The following is an 18,711-nucleotide window of genomic DNA, read 5'->3' on the forward strand; positions in this document are numbered from 1 at the left end:
GGCCCGATGACCTCTACGCCCCGCGACGCCGCCGACTGCCGGGGCACCGCGCGTCCGGCCATCTTGAGCTCCACGCTCCTCCCGCCCGAAGTCGCCGGTCTGCGTGCCGCATTGGAGTGGAGGCGCCGGGAGGACTGGCGTCGGCAGCGGCGACACAGCAATGCCCAATATTTGCGCAATGAGCTCAAGCGGCTCGGGTACAACTTAGAGAGTCGATCGCAAATCATTGCCCTCGAGTCGGGTCCGGAGCCGCGAACCATCGTGCTGCGGGACGCTTTGGAATCGAGAGGAATCTTCGGCTCGGTATTCTGTGCTCCGGCGACGACGAGCAACCGTTCGATGGTTCGATTCTCGGTCAATGCCGGGTTGGCCGATTCTCAGCTGCATCGGATTGTTACCACCTGCGCGGCGATTCGCCAAGAAGTGGATCTGGAGAGTTGGGCGTCCACCCGGCGCAAGCCGCGCGGATCGCCGCTCGTTCGCTGGCAAGCCGGCGAACGCGCGCCAGTCGATGAGCCGCGGACAGCCTGCTAGACGGGAGGGAGCTCGAGCGTCGCATCCAATTCGTCCAGAAACGAACGGTAGCTCGCGATCTGCCAGCCGAGCCAGCGATACAATGGCGGCTCGTCGATCAGCGCGAGGTAATACCGCCGCGTCCCCTGCAGCGTCTTGGCGGGATAAAGGAAATCCTCCCAATCGAGGCACTCCGGGCGGTAATATCCCGCCGAGCGCCAGAAGTAGGGTACGGCGCTGCCGCTGGCAAGCCTCTCCAGCAATGCGACCGGGCCGCCTTGGTCGCGGATGATCTCCTGGTGTACCTGCAAGTCTTCCTCGGTGAGCACGACTAGCCGATACGGTCGACCGCTATCGGTGATCAGCAGAAAACCGCTCGGTTCGGCGACGTAATAATGCTCGACCAGCCGGTATTCCTCACACAGGCGCTCGAAGTGGTAGATGAAAACCGGGTCTTTGAGAAACGCGGCCTCGTCGCCGTCGATCGACTGCTGGAGCAATTTTGAGGCGTCCTGAAAATGTTGCGCCTGAAGTTCTTTGATGCTTTGGTTCAGATCGTCCGCGACATTTTGCCAGCTTTTGCGAATGAAGCGGTCAATGAGTCCCTGATTGAAGCCTTCCACAGCGACCTTCTCGTCACCGACCCCTGTGAAGAGAATCTTTTTGATGTTCGGGTTGCGGATTCGCCGGCAAAACTCCAACCCGTCCATGCCGGGCATGGCATAGTCGACGACCACTACCGAAACCTCGGAAAAGCGATTGGGATCGGTGACCGCCTCCTCTAACGCGGCGATATCCACACGCAGGAAGTGATTGCGCATGGGCCAGCCGACCGCTTCCCGGTGCTGATAGAAACAGCGTTGGTAAGGCGGCACGCGGCTCTCGCATCGCTGCAGATGCTCCAGGGCCAGCTGCGGCGAGTCGAATAGGCGGTAGGCCAGCCCCTCGTCGAGCTCAAGGCTGAGATTGGTGAGAAACGTCGCGTCATCGTCGATGACAAGCACGGTCGAGGGGAAGCGGTAGGGGGGGATCGACTTGTCATCCATGATGGCTCACTCCTGGAAAAGTCAGCATGAACTCAGTGTATTTGCCGTATTCTGTGTTGCAATGGATGGCGCCGCCAAAACTTTCCATGACCATTTTGCAGAACGCCAGCCCGATGCCGGCTCCGTGGTCCGCGGCGCGCGACGAATAGAAGCGGTTGTAGATATGAGGCAGCACCTCCGGGTGAATCCCGGTGCCGGTATCCAAAACGTGCAAAACCCCGTTCGCGCCGTCGCGATCGGTCCAGATCGTGACCTCACCACGGCCGGCTTCGGCAATGAAATACAGCGCGTTGCGCAATAAATTGAAAATGACGTGGATGACGAGCAAAGGTGAGCCGCGGAACAGGAAATCCTCGCCCGAACGCCAATGTACTCGCGCGCGCTCTGCTTGGGAGCGGAAGGGATAGCGCTTCAATGCAATGGCCACACACTCGCTCATGGGCGTAACAGTGTACTCCGAGGCGTCCATTCGGTGCCGCCCGGCGTTTATAAGCAGCATGTCGATTATCGTATTCGAGTAATTGGTCTCATTTTCGATGTGATCCAACACGGATTCCAGGGCACGCCTGTGACTACGGCGCATCGCCGGTATGCAAAGCCCCGCTTCCCGCGCGCGATCGTAAGCCTCGAGCAGGCGCGGCAGGTAACGCCGCAGCCCCCCAACGCCGCTGCGTATGCCCAGCAGGGGTGTGCGCAGTTCGTGAGCGATGTTGCGGCTTACCGAGAGCATGGCGTCAAGGCGCTCCTGGCTCACCAGGGTTGCCTTGTAGTTGACGATGCTACCGGTAATCAGCACGAACAGATAAATCGGCAGTTGTGCTAGGTAGTCGGTGGGAAGAGTCACATGCCCGCCGGTTGCGATGTGGGCAAGCCAGGCGAGCATGGTCCCACCGATAAAGAGCAGACTGAGCAATAACCATTCCTGCACCAGCAGTACGAGCAGGATCAGGCTTGCCATGGTTGAGGTGTGCCATACATCGGACATGCCATTTTTCAGCAGCATGAAAGTGAAGAAAAACGGCAGGGCATAGAGCATGGTAAAGAACCAATACAAGCCCAGGGAGGCACGCCAATGCTCCGGCCAGCGCCGCAGAAACAGGTAGGGTAGGAACAGCATCGCCCCGATGAGCCGCAGCCCGAGATTTTCGTAGGGTTGCGGGAACCAGTCGTGCCAGATGAAGTAATACAAAGGAAATCCGATTACGCCGACCATGCCGATGGGAACGAGATTCGGCTCCGTCTGGCGAACCCCCTGTGCGAGCGCCGAACTGAGTCGGGCATGCAGGCGATTCAGGCAAATACGGATCCTATTCGCCATGACTGGCTCTAGCGGCGTGTCGGGTCGCAATCGATATGCCATGCGCCGCTGCTACGCCTGGGCGTTGCTGCATCGCCTGCTGGATTTCAGCCGTATCCTCACAGTGGTCACGACTGCTTCCCAAGTGGCACTGACTTCGCTCCTGCGCGCGCAAATCCGGGGTCTGCCGGAGCTTGCCGCGACGGTTAGCTCGGAATGATGCCCTTTTACCGATAAGCTGACACAATTCTCCACGATTAAGGATACGGGGGAAGCGTGGGCGTGTCATCGCATTTACCGTCGCTACGCTCTGTGATGCGGTTACCTGGAACCGTCCGTGCGGTGCTCGCCGCTGAATTCTCGGCGCGCGCGATACCCGACATGTATGCTGGAGGGTTTGATGAACCGGACCCTGTGGGCGTGCGTGGACGCGCCGGCAAGACACCCGGTCGGTTCGCGCGGGTCGGTCTCAGGTTCGGCTCGGCGAAGGAGCATATCGTGGCGGGCTGCCGCGGAGAAAGCTGGCCCGCGTATCGCGCCGCGCGCGCTGCGCAGAACAATTGCAACGACGCAAAACGGAACCCTTAGATGCACGGCAAGTTGTTTGTGATCCTCGGCAGCCTGGGTCTTTTCGCGGGTGTCGCTCTGGGAGCATTCGGTGCGCATGCGCTGCGCGCGCGCGTGCCGGCGGAAATGCTTCAAGTCTGGCATACCGCCGTAGAGTATCACCTCGTTCATGCCCTCGGCCTGCTCGCGGTGGGGCTGGTGTTGCCGCGGATGACTGCAGCGGTCGTTGTCGCGGCAGGCGCCGGATGGTTGATGCTGCTCGGTATTGCACTCTTCTCCGGCAGCCTCTATGCATTGGTCTTGACGGGAGCGCGTTGGCTCGGTGCGGTAACGCCATTGGGCGGTGCGCTGTTCATGCTGTCCTGGCTGCTGTTCGCCTGGGGCGTCTGGCGGGGCTGGCGCTGACGGCTGCGCAGTGACCTGTGCGGGTTTGATCCAGCCTCGGACAAAGACCGGGGGCCGCCACGGGCATGCAGCGTTGGGGTGCGTGCGGGCTTGCGCGGCCGTTCGGTCGCGGTGAAGGTCAGGCCGTGTATGCCCGTGCCTGTGTCTCGAGCACCTCGCCGGTGTCGAAGGTCACGGTTTGCATTTCGGCGAGGGTCCGCTCGATCAGCGTTTCATAGTTCGGGAACAGCCGTGCCTCGAGTTTATTGAGCTGTTCCGGGTAGGATTTGGTTCGGGGATGAGAGCTGAGCAGAGCGCAGCAGTCCTTGTACGGTTCGGTCGATAAACTGTAGGTACCGATCTCGCGCGCGCAACTGACGATTTCCTGCTTGTCCATTCCGATCAGCGGCCGCAGGATCGGCAGGACGGTTGCCCGTGAGTGAGTGACGATATTCTCCAGCGTCTGCGAGGCCACTTGACCGAGGCTGTCGCCGACCACCAGAGCATGGCCTTTCTCGCGCTCGACGATCCGCGTGCCGATGCGCGCCATGAAGCGACGGAAGAGAATCATTTCAAAGCCGGTGGAGGGCTGTTCCATCAGCGCGATATCGAAGTGCGTATAGGGCACGAGAAAAAGCCGCGAGCGCAGGGTGTAGATGCTCAGCCTCTGCGCAATGCGGGCGACCAGATTCTCGTGCAACCGCTCAGCGCTGATGTGCGTGGCGGTCAAATGCAGGAAATCCACCTGGCAGCCTCGTTTGGCCATGAGGTAAGCCGCGACTGGCGAGTCGATGCCGCCGGAAAGCAGGCTCAAGACGGGGCCGGCGGTGAACACGGGCAGTCCGCCCAGACCTCGAAAGCGCCCGTCGTAGACGTATATTCCCTCCGGATAGATGTCGACGTGGAAGCGCTGATCGGGGCGGGAGAGGTCGACGCGCGACCATCGCGTGTGCTCGACGATTGCGGTGCCCAGCCGGCGGGCGAGCTCATCGGAGCGCAGGGGAAAGCCCTTGTCACCGCGATTGACACGCACGGCGAAGTTCGCTTCGGCACGCCAGCGCTTGCGGGCCATGTCCACCACGAGTTCCTCGATGCGATGGAGCTGCGGGGACTCGCCAGGCCAGCCGAGGGTGTCACGCGGCAAGAAAACGGCCGCCGCGACCGAGGCGATACCCGCCACTTCCCGCAACAGATCGGCGATCGCGTCGACATCGGCGTCCGATGTTTGTGGAACGCGCACCGTGATGCGCTTGTGGCCGCGGTGTACCGGCCAGTGAATGCCGCGGCGCAGCAGACGATGCTTGATGTTTCGACGCAGCTGAAGCTCGAAGTGGTGGCGGTTTTGGCCTTTGAGGGCAACTTCGGCGTAATTGAGTAGGATCCGCCTTTCCAGCATGAGTACCCATGTGTGGTGGTATAAGGGAGACGCCCCGCGCTGGCCACGCCCGTGGGCGCGTCTCTGGTCACGCAAAGCAAATATTTTATTATAGCGTCTCCGGCGCTGTATCTCAGGTGGAGACGGTTTGGCTGCGGGCCATCGACCCGGCCGCGGCCCTCGGTCAGGGGTATCGGCCCGTGATCGATTCATCAATCGGTTTGCTGAAAAGGCGCTACGCTGTCCCATTGCCCGTTTCATCCGGAATCCTGCGAGGGTCGGATGCAGGAGCGCATGCATGAGGATTATGAGAATTTTAGCTCTCGGCGCCGTGTTAACGCTTGCCGCTGCTGTGGGGTCCTGGTGGTATGTGAATGCCGCAGCGAACCGTGGCGATGAGGCTTTGACGCTTTATGGCAACGTTGATATCCGCGAGGCGCAACTTGCCTTCGAGGTGAGCGGCCGCGTGGCGAAGCTGATGGCGACGGAAGGCGAGCGTGTGCAGGCCGGCCAGGCGTTGGCTCGCTTGCAGCCGGAACGTCATCAGCATGCGGTGGATCGGCTGCGCGGCCAGATGACGGTTGCGGAGCAGACACTGGCGGAGCTGGAAGCCGGTACGCGGCCGGAGGAGATCGAGCGGGCCCGCGCGGAGGTGGCAGCGTCAAAGGCGGAAGCGAAAAACGCCTGGCGGCGTTATCATCGCTTGCGCGATATGGCATCGAAAAACGCCGTTTCGCCTCAGGATGTGGACGATGCCAAATCGGAAGCCCAGGCAGCGCAGGGCAGGCTGGAGGCGGCTCGCAAATCCCTTGCCTTGGCGTTGGCGGGACCACGTGAGGAGGAGATCGCGCAAGCGCGCGGCAAGCTCCAGATGGCGCAGGCCGAGCTCGATCTCGCCCAGCACGATCTGGACGACACGGTCTTGCGTGCTCCGCAGCCGGGCATTGTTCGCACCCGTATCTTGGAGCCGGGTGACATGGCGACGCCTGAGGTGCCTGTCTACACGCTTGCCCTTAACCAACCGCGCTGGGTGCGCGCCTATGTGCCGGAGACGGAGTTGGGCAGTTTGCGCCCTGGCATGGCGGCCGAGATCTTCACCGACACGCAACCGGAGCAGGCCTACAAAGGCTGGGTCGGCTATATCTCGCCAACCGCTGAATTCACTCCCAAGTCGGTCGAAACCCCCGAGGTCCGCACGGATTTGGTGTACCAAGTCCGCATCAACGTGTGTGACGCACGCGGGGAGCTGCGACTCGGGATGCCCGCGACCGTGGTTGTTCCGCGGGGTGAGAATGCCGCCAAGGCGAGTGACGTCTGTCAGAATCAGCAATGACGGAGCGGCCGATCGTAAAGGCGCGCGAGGTCACCCGCGTGTTCCGCGCCGGGCGTCGGCGTATCACGGCGCTCGCCGCGGTGAATCTTGATCTCTCCCGTGGTGGAGTGACGGGACTCATCGGCCCGGACGGGGCGGGCAAAACGACGTTCATGCGCCTGGCTGCCGGATTGCTGCTGCCTGATTCCGGCGAGATTCATGTACTGGGACTGAGTACTCGAGAGCAGGCGCTGGCGATTCAGTCCCGAATTGCCTACATGCCCCAACGCTTCGGTTTGTACACGGATTTGACGGTTCGCGAGAATCTGGACCTTTACGCGGATTTGCAGGGCGTTGCCTCGGCGCAGCGGGCTGCGCGCTATGACGATCTGATGCGATTGACGGGGCTGGGCGCGTTTCAGCGTCGGCTCGCCAGCAATCTCTCCGGGGGCATGAAGCAAAAGCTCGGGCTCGCCTGCGCGCTGGTGCAGCCCAAGGAGTTGTTGCTCCTCGATGAGCCTACCGTCGGCGTGGATCCGGTGTCGCGTCGGGAGCTCTGGCAAATCGTCTTCCGCCTGGTAGAGCAAGAACAGACCACCGTACTGCTTACCACCGCATATATGGACGAAGCCGAGCGCTGCCGGTATGTGTACGTGCTGGACAACGGCCGTATCCTCACTCACGGGGAGCCCAGGGCCTTGTGCGCCCGCATGGAGGGCCGCGGCTACGCGGCCAGCATGAACGCGATGCACCGTCGCGGGTTACAGCGGCGACTCGTGCACACGCCGGGCGTGCTTGATGCGGTCATAGAGCGCGAATGGCTGCGGGTTGTTACCGATCAGGGCGTGACCCCGGAGGTACTCAGAGAGCGCGCTGGAATGCCGGAGCTCACGCTGGATCGGCTTCCCCCGCGCTTCGAGGACGCCTTCGTCGCCGAGTTCCGAGCGGTACGCCCCCGATGGCAGGCGACCGCCAGCGGCTGGACGACGGCAGAGTCCGCGGCCGCCCCGGAGACGATGATTCGAGTCAATGCCTTGGGGCGCCGCTTCGGTGATTTTCATGCCGTGCGCGAACTTAGCTTTGAGGTCCATCGGGGTGAGATCTTTGGACTGCTCGGGGCGAACGGCGCCGGGAAATCCACCACATTTCGCATGCTTTGCGGGCTTTTGCCGCCGTCCTCCGGGGAGCTCAGCGTGGCGGGCGTCGATCTGCGCCGGGCCACGGCAGCCGCGCGGGAGCGCATCGGCTATGTCTCGCAGAGCTTCGCTCTCTACGGGCAATTGACCGTATTGCAGAATCTGCGTTTTTTCGCAAGTGCCTACAATCTGCGTGGCTGGGAGCGGCGCGAGCGGGTGGATTGGGCCCTGGACGGTTTTGAGCTGCGCGCGCTCGCAAACGTCGATGCCGAGGCACTGTCACTGGGCTTCAAACAGCGTTTGGCGCTTGCCGCCGCCTTGCTGCATCAGCCCGAAATTTTGTTCCTCGATGAACCGACCTCCGGGGTGGATCCACTGGCGCGGCGCGAGTTCTGGGAGTTGATCAACGCCTTGGCGGAGTGTGGAGTGACGGTGCTGGTGACCACCCACTTTATGGAAGAGGCGGATTATTGTGACCGCCTGGTGGTGATGGCCGGCGGCGAGCTGCTCGCCCTCGGTACACCGGAGTCGATCAAGCGTCAGGTAGCAGGCACCGCCGAGGTTTTGCCCAGCATGGAAGAAGCCTTCATCGCGCTGATCGACTCGCCCCAACAGGAGGCCGGGTGATCGAATCGTACATGCTGTGGCGGTCGGATCGCGTGGGGCGGCTGTGGGGGCTGCTACGCAAAGAATTACTCCAGATCGTGCGGGATCCGAGCAGCATCGCGATCGCCTTCGTGATGCCTGTGGTATTGCTGCTGCTCTTCGGATACGGCGTGTCACTGAACGCGCGCAATGTTCCGGTGGCGCTGGTGATCGATCAGCCCAGCAGCGTGACGGCCGATTTCGCGGGCAGCTTGCGGGGGTCGACCTATTTGAACGTCACGCAGTTGCCTGATATGCACACCGGCAAGCGCGCTCTGCGCACCCACCGAGTCGACGCCGTCATTCATTTGCGGGCGCGTTTTGCGGATGAATTGCAGGCCGGAGGCGGCGCGGCGATTCAGGTACTCCTCAATGGCGTCGATGCCAACACCGCGCGGATCGTGCGCGGTTACATCGAAGGGGGGTTGGGCCGCTGGCTGGCACAGCGGGCCGAGCGCCACGGAAAAGCGGGCGCGCAAGCCGTGGAGTTGATCCCTCGGATCTGGTTCAATCCCAACGTCCGCAGTCGCAATTACCTTGTGCCTGGGCTGATCGCGGTCATCATGACGCTGATCGGTGCGATGTTGACCGCGCTGGTGATAGCCCGCGAATGGGAGCGGGGCACCATGGAGGCATTGATGGTGACCCCGGTTACCATCGGCGAGATGCTGCTCGGCAAGCTCCTGCCTTACTTTTTTCTCGGTATGGGCGGAATGGCGCTTTCGGTGGTCATGGCGTTATGGCTGTTCGACGTGCCGCTGCGGGGCAGCATTTGGGTTCTGTTTGTCGTCTCGGCCGTTTTCATGCTGGCAGCGCTGGGCATGGGGCTGGTGATATCGGTGAGTAGCCGAAGCCAGTTTGTTGCGGGACAAGCCGCGATTGTGAGCAGCTTCCTGCCTGCCTTTCTCCTCTCCGGGTTCATCTTCGATATCCATAGCATGGTCGGCCCGATCCGCCTGCTGACTTATATCGTGCCCGCGCGCTATTTTGTCTCTTCTCTGCAGACCCTTTTTCTCGCCGGCAACGTTTGGGCGGTCATACTCGCCGACACCTTGGCGCTTGCGCTCATGGCCACAATTTTGATCGGGATCACGCTGCGCCGCTCGCGCAAGCGGCTCGATTGATACGCCTATGTGGCAGCGCATCTTCCACTTAATGCTCAAGGAGTTCCTTGCTCTCCTGAAGGATCCGGCCAGCCGGGCGGTTCTGGTGGTCCCGCCCATCGTGCAGACGGTGATATTCGGTTATGCCGCGACATTGGATTTGAGTCATATTCGGTATGGTGTCTATCTCGAGGATCACGCGGCACCGGCGCGGAGTCTGCTGGCGCGCTTCGCAGGCTCGCCGACGTTTGCCGAGGGCGTGCGCATCGATAGCCTGGATCAGGCGCGTGCTCGAATCGATCGGGGGGATCTGCTGTTGGTGGTGCATATCGGGCCGCGGTTCTCTGCGCAACTGCTAAAGCATGAACCGGCGCCGGTGCAGCTGATCGTTGATGGCCGCAATTCCAACACGGCGATGGTCGCGCAGAGTTACGCGCGCGAGATCGTGGCTGAGTTCAACGATCACTGGATCGCCGAGCATCCCGGTTGGCAAGCGCCGTTGGCTCGACTCGTCACCCGGGCCTGGTTCAACCCCAATCTGGAAAGTCGCTGGTTCGTCGTGCCGGGTATCGTCGGACTGCTTCTGCAGGTAGTGGCGATGCTGGTCACCGGGCTGTCCGTCGCCCGCGAACGCGAGAACGGCACCTTCGATCAGCTGCTGATGACACCCATGCGTCCTGTGGAGATTCTGATCGGCAAGGCGCTGCCGGGTTTTTTCATCGGCTTGGCCGCGGGAACGTTGATCGTACTCATTGCCGTGTATTGGTTTCAGGTACCGCTTATTGGGCAGCTCACAGTGCTCTACATCGGGATGGGCTTGTTTCTACTCGCCACCATCGGTATCGGTCTGGCGATCTCTTCGTTGGCGGTGACGCTGCAGCAAGGCTTGCTCGGCTCGTTCCTGTTTATCGTGCCCTCGGTGATCCTCTCGGGATTTGCGACTCCGATCGCCAATATGCCCGAGGCCGTGCAGTACTTGACCCTGCTCAATCCATTGCGCTATTTCATTGTGATCCTGCGCGGCGTTTTCCTGGAGGGAGCCTCGTTCGGCCTGCTGCTCGGTCAGCTCTGGCCCTTATTGCTCATCGGATTGGCGAACCTTACGTTGGCGGGCTGGATGTTTCGGCGACGCCTCTATTGAACTCACCTGCGCGACATGGGGCGAGAAAGGAATGCCTTTGACATGCAATTGCGCCTAGTCTTGACCGGGCTCGCGCTGGTTCTGGCTTTGGGTGCGGCAGGTTGCGCCGGACTCTACCGTTACCCGGACCCGCCGCGCGTCGCCCTGGCCGGCATCCGCCTGCTTGATCTGGGCGTCTTCGAGCAACGCTACCTGTTGGCGCTGCGGGTGCAAAATCCAAATCGCTTCGAGCTGCCGATCGAGGGAATGAGCTACACGCTGGATGTGAACGGCGCGGAGTTCGCTCACGGAGTCAACAACCGGAAAGCGACTATTCCCGCCTACGGCGAGCAAATCCTGCAGGTCAGCGTGGTGACCGATTTACTTGGCACGCTCGCGCAGTTGCATCGCTGGGAAGAGCAGCATGCGCAGAACTTCGACTATCGGCTGAAGGGACGGATTCAGCTCGCCAACGCGCCGATCAGCCTGCCGTTCGAGTACAGCGGCAGAATTTCGTTGCATGAGCCCGGCAGCTCACGAGTGCCCGAGTGAGGCGGGCGTCTGACGAGGCAGGGCGGCGAGCACGGCCGCCACACATGCCGTTAGCCGTTGGGCGCTCGGCAGATGCAGAAACTCGTTGGGTCCATGCGCATTGGCGTGAGGGCCCAAAACGCCGGTGATTAGAAACTGGGCGTGCGGGAAGCGCTCTCCCAGCATTGCCATGAATGGAATACTGCCCCCTTCTCCCATGTACGCGGCGGGCTGCCCGAAGTAATCCGCCGATGCCTGTTCGAGCGCATCGCTTAGCCATTGGGATTGCGCTGGCGCGTTCCACCCGGTGGTTGCCTGCGTAGCGTCAAAGCGCACTTGGCAACCCGCCGGGGGGTCCGCCTCCAGCAGCCCTTGAAGCACCTCGCTGGCCGTTTCGCCAGCGACGGTAGGCGGCAGCCGTAAAGACAGCCGCAAGCGGGTCGCGGGTCGCAGTACATTGCCGGCCTCGGTTAGCGCGGGCAGCCCGCTCGCACCCGTGACGGCCAATGCCGGTCGCCAGGTACGGTTGAGGATCAGCTGCACGGGATCTTCGTCACTGGGCTGGGCACCGACCACGAATGGAAACCGATCGAAAACCCGCTCGCCGAGAAGCTCGCCAGCGCGGCAGGCTTGCTCACGCCGCTGCCGTGGGATCTCGGCGTGTAGGCCGCGAGGAAGAATGCGCCCGCTGTCGGCATCTTCGAGGCGTGCGAGCAACTGGCGGATAAACCTGAAGCTGCAAGGCACGATGCCACTTGCGTCCCCCGAGTGCACCCCCTCCGTGAGGACGTCCACGTTCAAATTGCCCGCGACCAGGCCGCGCAGCGAGGTCGTCAGCCACAATCGATCGTAGCTGCCGCAACCGGAATCCAGGCAGATCACCAGATCGGGTTGGCCTAGGCGGTCGCCGAGCGCATCGATGTAATAGGGCAGGTCATAGCTGCCGCTTTCCTCACATGTCTCGATGAGGATCATGCACCGACCGTGCTCGATACCCTGTTCCTGTAATACGCGCAAAGCGGCCAGTGAGGCGAACACCGCATAGCCGTCATCGGCCGCGCCGCGCCCGTAAAGTCGCTCGCCCGTCAGCACCGGTTTCCAGGGGCCCTTATCCGCGTCCCATCCGACCATCTCCGGCTGTTTGTCCAGATGACCGTAAAGCAGCGCGCTGCCCGTTCCGCTTCCCGGAATCTCGACCAGCAATACCGGGGTGCGACCTTCCAGGCGAACGACCTCAACGCTCATCGGCGCCACGGGCTGCTCCCGACACCAAGCCTCGGCGAGCGCTATCGCCTCGTCGATATGACCGTGGCGAGACCAATCGGGGTCGAAATGCGGGGATTGCGCAGGGATGCGCACGTAATCGGACAATCGATCAACGATGCTTTGCTGCCAAAGGTCGGCGATGTGCTCTCGCGTCACGCGTGGATCGAGCCCGGCCATATGCTGCACCCTAATGCCCCGCGGTATCCGATTCCGCTCGGCGGATGGTAGTGCCTAGCGGCCCGGCGTTTCAATCCAAGGGCACAGGGAGAGGAATGGGGGTCACGCTGTGCCACCAGCGCCGCTCCAGGACATAGCGTTCTTGCTGTGGGCTCTGGATGGCGCCCGGACGCGCTTCGCGGACATGATCGATCGCTGCGCCCGAGGGTGCGCCAAGCTCGACGAGAATGCGTGCTGCTACGGTGCCCGTGCGCCCCAGGCCTGCCAGGCAGTGGATCATGATCCGCTCGCCTTTGCGCAATCGCGCGAGAATGTTTGGCCCGCAGGCATCCCAGCGCTGCTCAAAGGCGGGACCGGGTGCCTGGAAATCAACAATCGGCAGATGATACCAGACCATGCCCAGGCGCTGCGTGTACTGGCCGATTGCCGTTATTCCCAGTGATTCGAACTCGTCCTGTTCCATCAGGCTGAGCACAGCGGTGGCCCCCCAGGCGCGTATCGCCGCAAGATCCTGCTCCAGGCCGTTGTGCTCAACACCGAGATTTCCGACCAGTCGCCAACGGCCGGGGCACGCGGTCATGCCGATACGCCCGCCGCTCGATAGATGCAGGGCATCGATACACAGAGGCTTGTACATGGGGTTCCTACTACGCCATAAGGTCGTCTTGATTGATCCTGAACGACTGTGTCCGCGCGGCGAAAGCCGCAGCGTATTCGTCCACAGGCAAACTCAGCCGGCATCCCTGGACTGATTGAAATGTGCTGCTGCACTGCAGCATACACCCGTCGGCGGTCTATTCGCAGCACCGTTAATCGGACGACGATAACTCTTGCAAAAAAGCCGGATCCCCGGCTCTTAGAAAGGCCACACCAGCGGAGCCAGGCCGACGGTGGTCACCATCATCAAAAAATTCAACGGCAATCCGAATCGCAGATAATCCAGCGCGCGGTAACCACCGGGACCATAGACCATCATGTTGGTTTGGTAGCCCAACGGCGTGGAAAAGCTCGCCGATGCCGCAATCATAATGACAATCACAAATGGGGTTAAGTTCACACCGAGCGTACTCGCTGCCGACATGGCGATCGGAAAGACCAGAACCGCCGCGGCATTGTTGGTGATCATTTCGGTGAACAGTGAGGTGATGGCAAACACCGCCAGCAGGACGAGCCAGGGGTGACCACCGGCCAATTGGATGAGCCACGCTGCCAGAGTCGTTGCGGCGCCGCTTTTGTCCAAGGCCTGCCCAATACCGAGCGCGGCACCGATAACGAGTAGCACCGACCAATCGAAGCTTCGCCGGACCTCGGCTCCGGTGGCACAGCCCGTCACAACCATGCAGCCTGCCGCAAGCAGTGCTGCATTGAGCATGCTCAGCACCCCGGAGGCGGCTAAACCGACCATGCCGGCAAGTATGGCCAGGGCGAGGCCGGCTTTCTCGTGCCGGCGCGGGGTGCTGTTCTCTACCCGGGAGACCAAGAAGAAATCGCGCGCATTGCGCTGACGCTGAAGAAAGTTCGGATGGGTCTCCAACAGCAGCGTATCTCCTGCGAGCAGCACGATTTCACCGATCTTGCCCTTGAGATGGCGCCCACCCCGTGCCACCGCGATGACGGCCGCATTGTATTCGGCACGGAAACGCCCCTCGCGAATGCTTTTGCCGACGAGAGGGCATTCATTGGAGACCACGGCTTCCACCATGACCCGCTCGGAGCGTGGTTCGCGCAAACGGAACACCTGGTTGGTCGCCGGCTGAATTCCGCGCATACGGTGCAGGTCGACGACTGATTCCACGACGCCGACGAAAACGAGACGATCGTTGCTGCGCAGTGTTTCGGTGGGTCCGACCGCCGGCAGTACCTGGCCGTTCCGCTCGATCTCGACCAGGAACAGGCCGGGCAGATGGCGTAGCCCCGCCTGTTCGATGGTCTTGCCGATCAACGGGCCGCCGGGCTCGACGATGACTTCAGCAGTATACCGGCGCGGATCGTCGTCAATGCTGAGCACGGGCTGGTGTGCCGGCAGCAATCGGGTGCTGAACAAAAATATATACGCCAAGCCGAGGACGGCCGCCGGAACGCCGACCCAGGCGAGATCGAACAGGGCGATCCCGGGAATGTGTGCCTGGCTTTGCACCAGGCCGTTTACCACCAGATTGGTGCTGGTGCCGATCACCGTGCACGTCCCGCCGAATATCGCCGCAAAGCTCAGCGGCATGAAAAGCCGCGACGGCGGAAGGCGGCTGCGTTTGCACAGATCGTCCACCACGGGCAGGAACATGGCGACGATAGGCGTGTTATTGAGGAACGCGCTGAGTGTCGCGACCGGTACGAGTAGTCGAAGTTGAGCCCCGAATAGCGATTTCGGTCGGCCCAGGAGAGGTTCGGCGATCAGCATGACGGCGCCGGTATGAACCAGCCCGGCCACGACGCCGAACAAGAGCCCCACCGTCACCAGGCCGCTGTTGCCGAAGCCTGCCACGGCCTCGTTGGGGGTCAGCAGGTGCTCGCTGCCCGTCAGCGCCTGAACGGTCATTAAAACGGCCAGACCACCGAAGAGGAGAAAAATCGGGGACGCCAGGTTACGGAGCAGACCGTAGAGAATACCGACGGCGACACTGATCGTCAGCCATGCTTCCCAGCTCACGTTTCCTTCCTGTCAGCCCGCCCTGGCTGCACGCGCGACGGGCGGCCGGATCCTTTGAGTCAGGCCGTTGGCTGCTGAAAATCGCGCCCGGCGAGCATCGGCTTGATTGCCCCCACGCGGATGACGAAGTCTCCGAAGCGCTCCCCTTCCCGCCGCTGCTGCGCATAATCGCGAATCAAGGGCTCCAGCGATTCGATGATCTCGGTCTCGCCGATGTTCTCGCGGAACAAACGATTCATCCGATCGCCGTGGAAGCTGGCTCCGAGATAGACATTGTATTTGCCAAGCGCCTTGCCGACGAAACCGATCTCGGCCAGATAGGGTCGAGCACATCCGTTGGGGCACCCGGTCATTCGCACAACGATCGGGTCGTCCGCCAATCCGACCTCGTGCATTATGGCATCGAACTTATCGATCAGAGCGGGGAGATAGCGCTCGCTCTCGGCCATCGCCAGCCCGCAGGTGGGGAATGCGACACAGGCCATGGAATGGCGCCGCAGTGCCGATTGCTGGCGAGTGCCGACCATGCCGTGCGCTTCGAGCAGTGACTGAATCTTCGATTTACGCGCGTTGCTGACGCCGGCAATGATGAGATTCTGATTGGTGGTGAGCGCGTAATCACCCTTGTGCTCTTGGGCGATCTCGCGCAGCCCGCTCATCAACGGATAGCCCGGATAGTCCGCGACCCGTCCGTTTTCGACGAACAGCGTGAAATGCCATTTGCCGTCGCTGCCTTTTTGCCAGCCGTATGCATCGTTCGTGGTTTCGAAATGGAACGGCCGGGCCTCGGCCAGCGCGTAACCGAGCCGTTGCTCCAGCTCCTTGCGGCACCAATCCAGGCCACGATCCTCGATGGTGTATTTGAACCGCGCATGGCCGCGATCGGCGCGGTCGCCGAAGTCGCGTTGCACGCACATGACCTGCTCCGCCACGTCGATTACCTGTTCGACATGGCAGAAGCCGATGACGTCGGCGAGTCTTGGAAACGTCTTCGGCTCGCCGTGAGTCATTCCCATGCCACCACCGACGGTGACATTGAACCCTACCAGTTCCTCTCCCTCGGTGATGGCAATGAAGCCCAGGTCGTGGGCGAACACATCAACGTCGTTATCGGGCGGTACCGCCAAGGCGATTTTGAATTTGCGCGGCAGGTAAGTGCGCCCGTATTTGGGCTCCTCGGGTTCGCCGCCGGCGACCCGTTCCTCATCCAGAAAGATTTCGAAGTAGGCGCGTGAGCGGGGCCGCAGGTGCTGGCTGATTCGATTCGCAAGGTCGTAGACTTGCCGATGCACCGGGGAGCGTTGCGGATTCGCGGTGGCAATGACGTTGCGATTGACGTCGCCGCAGGCCGCCATCGTATCCAACAGGGTCGCGTTGATGCCCTGGATATGCGCCTTGAGGTGGCGTTTGAGCACGCCGTGGAATTGAAAGGTCTGTCGGGTGGTCAAGCGCAGTCTGCCATTGGCGTATTGTCGCGCAAGCTCGTCGAGCGCCAGCCACTGCTTGGTGGTGCAGACGCCGCCGGGCAAGCGCAGACGGACCATGAACTGATAGAAGGGCTCAAGCTTCTGCCTGCGCCGCTCGCTGCGCTGCTCGCGGTCATCCTGCTGGTAGATTCCGTGGAATTTGGTCAGCTGAGTATCGGCGTCGGTGACCGCGCCGGTGACCGGATCGGCCAGGCTCTCACGCAGGGTGCCCCGCAGCTGATCACTGTCGTGCTTCAGCCGTTCGTTAGGGTGGAGTTCCTCGAGTGGTCGGCTGAGGTCAGTCATGATCAATAAACGTCCTTCTGGTAACGCTTCTCCTTCTGCAAGCGTCGAACGTACTCGAGCGCACGCTCCTCACTCAACCCGCCTTGCTCGCGTACGACGTCGAGCAGTGCCTGGTGAACATCGTGGGCCATGCGCTCGCCATCGCCGCAGACATAGAACGTGGCGCCTTCCTCAAGCCAGGCGTAGAGCTCACGGGCATTCTCACGCATGCGGTGCTGAACGTATACCTTCTCCGCCTGATCGCGCGAGAAAGCGACATCGATGCGGTTGAGCAGGCCGCGCTTGCGCCAGTTGAGCCAGTCCGTCTGATAAAGGAAGTCACTCAGGAAGTGGCGGTCGCCGAAAAAGAGCCAGTTGCGGCCTGTGGCGCCCAACTCTTCGCGCTCGGCGAGAAAGGCGCGAAAGGGCGCGACGCCCGTGCCGGGCCCGACCATGATGATCGGTGCCTGCGGATCCGTGGGCAGCCGGAAGTTGGGGTTGTGGTCCACATAGACCGGAACGGTCGCTCCCTCGGCAACCCGATCCGCGAGAAACGTCGAGGCCACGCCTTCGCGTTCCAAGCCATGACTGCGATAGCGCACGGTGGCTACGGTAAGATGCACCTCGTCTGGGGCGACGCGATGGCTGGAGGCGATCGAATACAATCGTGGCGGCAGCTTGCGCAGCGTGGCGATGAAATCCTCCGCGGCGAGCCCCTTGACCGGATAGTCCTGAATGACGTCCAGGATGTGGCGCCCGTACATGTATTCCCGCAGATCGGCTTTGGCGTCTTCGCTCAACAGCGCCTGCAGGGCGCTGGATTCTGCCAACGCGGCGTAACGCTCGAGGAAAGGCCGGGTAATGGTCGTAATCTCGTAGTGCTGCGTGAGTGCTTGTTGTAAAGGCGCGCGGCTGTCACCGATGAGCACCGAGGCGTCGGTCTGCAGTTCCAGTGTCTCGACCAGCCGCTCGACGTAGGCGGGGTTGTTCTGAGGTACCACCCCCAAGGAGTCGCCAGGCTCGAAAGCGAGCCCGGAATCCTCGATCGAGAGTTCAATGTGGCGTGTCTCCTTATCCGAGCCACGGCCGTTTAGAACGATGTTTTCGAGCACGGTGGCCGGATAAGGGTTTTTGCGCGACCAAGCTGCTTTCTCCGGGCTGCGGCTCGAAAAGGCAACGACGTTGGACGGGCGCGGCTGGGCACCGGTGAGCTTGCCGAAGCTCTCCAGCGCGCTGTCGATCCATTCCGAGGCGGGATCATCGAAGTCGACGTCGCAATCGACGCGCGGATGAAGGCGTTCGGCGCCGAGGGCCTCCAGCCGGGAGTCGAAATCGCGTCCGGTCTGGCAGAAATTCTCATAGCTGGAATCGCCCAGCGCGAGCACGGTGAAGCGCTTGCCTTTCAAGGAAGGGGCTTTGCGACCGTGCATCAGCTCGTAGAATTCCTCGGCAGGATCGGGGGGATCCCCCTCGCCGTGGGTGCTCACCACGACCATCAGATTCTCGGCCTTTTTCAGGTCGGGCTTGCGAAAATCCGCCATATTGGCCACTTTCGCCTGGAAACCGACGCGCTGGGCGCGCTCGGCGGCCAACTCGGCAATGCCCTGGGCGTTACCCGTTTCCGATCCGAACAGGATGATGATTTCCGGCAGCGGCTCTGTGGTTGTCGCTTCGGCCTCTACGGCATTCGCGGCGCCCCCGCCGGCGGCCGCGAGCCCGGCGAGGTAGCCCCGGATCCCCGGCAGCAGCACGCGGTGTATCCGGGAAAGCAACATATTTAGCTGCCCCGCCAGCTCCGCGTGCAGCGGGCGAATAGTTTACAACACGGGCCCCGCCCAGGG

The 18,711-nt window shown here is 61.9% G+C and carries 16 protein-coding genes; 8 read left to right on the forward strand and 8 right to left on the reverse strand.

From position 1 onward, the window contains the following. Positions 1–534 (forward strand): aminotransferase class I/II-fold pyridoxal phosphate-dependent enzyme (locus AC52Q4_RS08105; protein ID WP_495536292.1); only part of this gene is annotated, 534 nt, incomplete at its 5' end. On the opposite strand, the gene AC52Q4_RS08110 is transcribed toward AC52Q4_RS08105, so the two are convergent. Further along, complete coding sequence (locus AC52Q4_RS08110) at positions 531–1,559, reverse strand: response regulator (RefSeq protein WP_495536293.1); 1,029 nt, start codon at positions 1,557–1,559, stop codon at positions 531–533. The two genes, AC52Q4_RS08105 and AC52Q4_RS08110, sit on opposite strands and share 4 nt — an antisense overlap. Continuing rightward, positions 1,552–2,877 carry a sensor histidine kinase gene (locus tag AC52Q4_RS08115; RefSeq protein ID WP_495536294.1) on the reverse strand — a complete coding sequence of 442 codons (1,326 nt, stop codon included), beginning with the start codon at positions 2,875–2,877 and terminating at the stop codon, positions 1,552–1,554. Before AC52Q4_RS08115 ends, AC52Q4_RS08110 begins: the two co-directional genes overlap by 8 nt. On the opposite strand from AC52Q4_RS08115, the gene AC52Q4_RS08120 reads away from it, so the two are divergent. Both AC52Q4_RS08120 and AC52Q4_RS08125 read left to right on the forward strand, forming a co-directional pair. After that, the gene (locus AC52Q4_RS08120; protein WP_495536295.1) at positions 2,876–3,076 is read left to right on the forward strand and encodes a hypothetical protein; all 201 of its coding nucleotides are present in this window, start codon (positions 2,876–2,878) and stop codon (positions 3,074–3,076) included. The genes AC52Q4_RS08115 and AC52Q4_RS08120 overlap by 2 nt on opposite strands. A 368-nt stretch (positions 3,077–3,444) precedes the next feature. Then, a complete protein-coding gene (locus AC52Q4_RS08125) occupies positions 3,445–3,828 on the forward strand; it encodes a DUF423 domain-containing protein (protein WP_495536296.1) in 384 nt (127 codons plus the stop codon). A 118-nt stretch (positions 3,829–3,946) separates the two neighbouring features. Here AC52Q4_RS08125 and thiI read toward each other — a convergent pair whose 3' ends face one another. Then, positions 3,947–5,203, reverse strand: a complete 1,257-nt coding sequence (gene thiI / locus AC52Q4_RS08130) for a tRNA uracil 4-sulfurtransferase ThiI (protein WP_495536297.1) — start codon at positions 5,201–5,203, stop codon at positions 3,947–3,949. 286 nt (positions 5,204–5,489) lie between these two features. Here thiI and AC52Q4_RS08135 point away from each other — a divergent pair, with 286 nt between their 5' ends. Genes AC52Q4_RS08135 through AC52Q4_RS08155 form a run of 5 tightly spaced genes read left to right on the forward strand, consistent with a single transcriptional unit; the run spans position 5,490 to position 11,050 of the window. Continuing rightward, the gene (locus AC52Q4_RS08135; RefSeq protein WP_495536298.1) at positions 5,490–6,515 is read left to right on the forward strand and encodes an HlyD family secretion protein; all 1,026 of its coding nucleotides are present in this window, start codon (positions 5,490–5,492) and stop codon (positions 6,513–6,515) included. Further along, entirely contained in the window at positions 6,512–8,257 is a 1,746-nt protein-coding gene (locus AC52Q4_RS08140; protein ID WP_495536299.1) for an ATP-binding cassette domain-containing protein, read from the forward strand. Before AC52Q4_RS08135 ends, AC52Q4_RS08140 begins: the two co-directional genes overlap by 4 nt. Further along, complete coding sequence (locus AC52Q4_RS08145) at positions 8,254–9,399, forward strand: ABC transporter permease (RefSeq protein WP_495536300.1); 1,146 nt, start codon at positions 8,254–8,256, stop codon at positions 9,397–9,399. The genes AC52Q4_RS08140 and AC52Q4_RS08145 overlap by 4 nt, the downstream gene beginning before the upstream one ends. A gap of 7 nt (positions 9,400–9,406) precedes the next feature. Then, the gene (locus AC52Q4_RS08150; RefSeq protein ID WP_495536301.1) at positions 9,407–10,519 is read left to right on the forward strand and encodes an ABC transporter permease; all 1,113 of its coding nucleotides are present in this window, start codon (positions 9,407–9,409) and stop codon (positions 10,517–10,519) included. A gap of 42 nt (positions 10,520–10,561) precedes the next feature. Beyond that, a complete protein-coding gene (locus AC52Q4_RS08155) occupies positions 10,562–11,050 on the forward strand; it encodes an LEA/WHy family protein (RefSeq protein WP_495536302.1) in 489 nt (162 codons plus the stop codon). Here the strand turns inward: AC52Q4_RS08155 and AC52Q4_RS08160 are convergent. The 5 genes from AC52Q4_RS08160 to AC52Q4_RS08180 all read right to left on the reverse strand — a co-directional run bounded on the left by AC52Q4_RS08160 (position 11,033) and on the right by AC52Q4_RS08180 (position 18,645). Continuing rightward, positions 11,033–12,472 carry a M20/M25/M40 family metallo-hydrolase gene (locus AC52Q4_RS08160; RefSeq protein WP_495536303.1) on the reverse strand — a complete coding sequence of 480 codons (1,440 nt, stop codon included), beginning with the start codon at positions 12,470–12,472 and terminating at the stop codon, positions 11,033–11,035. The genes AC52Q4_RS08155 and AC52Q4_RS08160 overlap by 18 nt on opposite strands. Positions 12,473–12,542: 70 nt before the next feature. Then, positions 12,543–13,109 carry a cyclin-dependent kinase inhibitor 3 family protein gene (locus AC52Q4_RS08165; RefSeq protein ID WP_495536304.1) on the reverse strand — a complete coding sequence of 189 codons (567 nt, stop codon included), beginning with the start codon at positions 13,107–13,109 and terminating at the stop codon, positions 12,543–12,545. Positions 13,110–13,328: 219 nt separating this feature from the next. Next, entirely contained in the window at positions 13,329–15,119 is a 1,791-nt protein-coding gene (locus AC52Q4_RS08170) for an SLC13 family permease (RefSeq protein ID WP_495536305.1), read from the reverse strand. Positions 15,120–15,178: 59 nt separating this feature from the next. Next, positions 15,179–16,891 (reverse strand): assimilatory sulfite reductase (NADPH) hemoprotein subunit, encoded by a 1,713-nt coding sequence (gene cysI / locus AC52Q4_RS08175; RefSeq protein ID WP_495536306.1) that lies wholly within the window; start codon positions 16,889–16,891, stop codon positions 15,179–15,181. A gap of 2 nt (positions 16,892–16,893) precedes the next feature. Then, complete coding sequence (locus AC52Q4_RS08180) at positions 16,894–18,645, reverse strand: assimilatory sulfite reductase (NADPH) flavoprotein subunit (RefSeq protein WP_495536307.1); 1,752 nt, start codon at positions 18,643–18,645, stop codon at positions 16,894–16,896. Positions 18,646–18,711: the final 66 nt, after the last annotated feature.

The organism is Nitrococcus sp., from assembly GCF_059432795.1.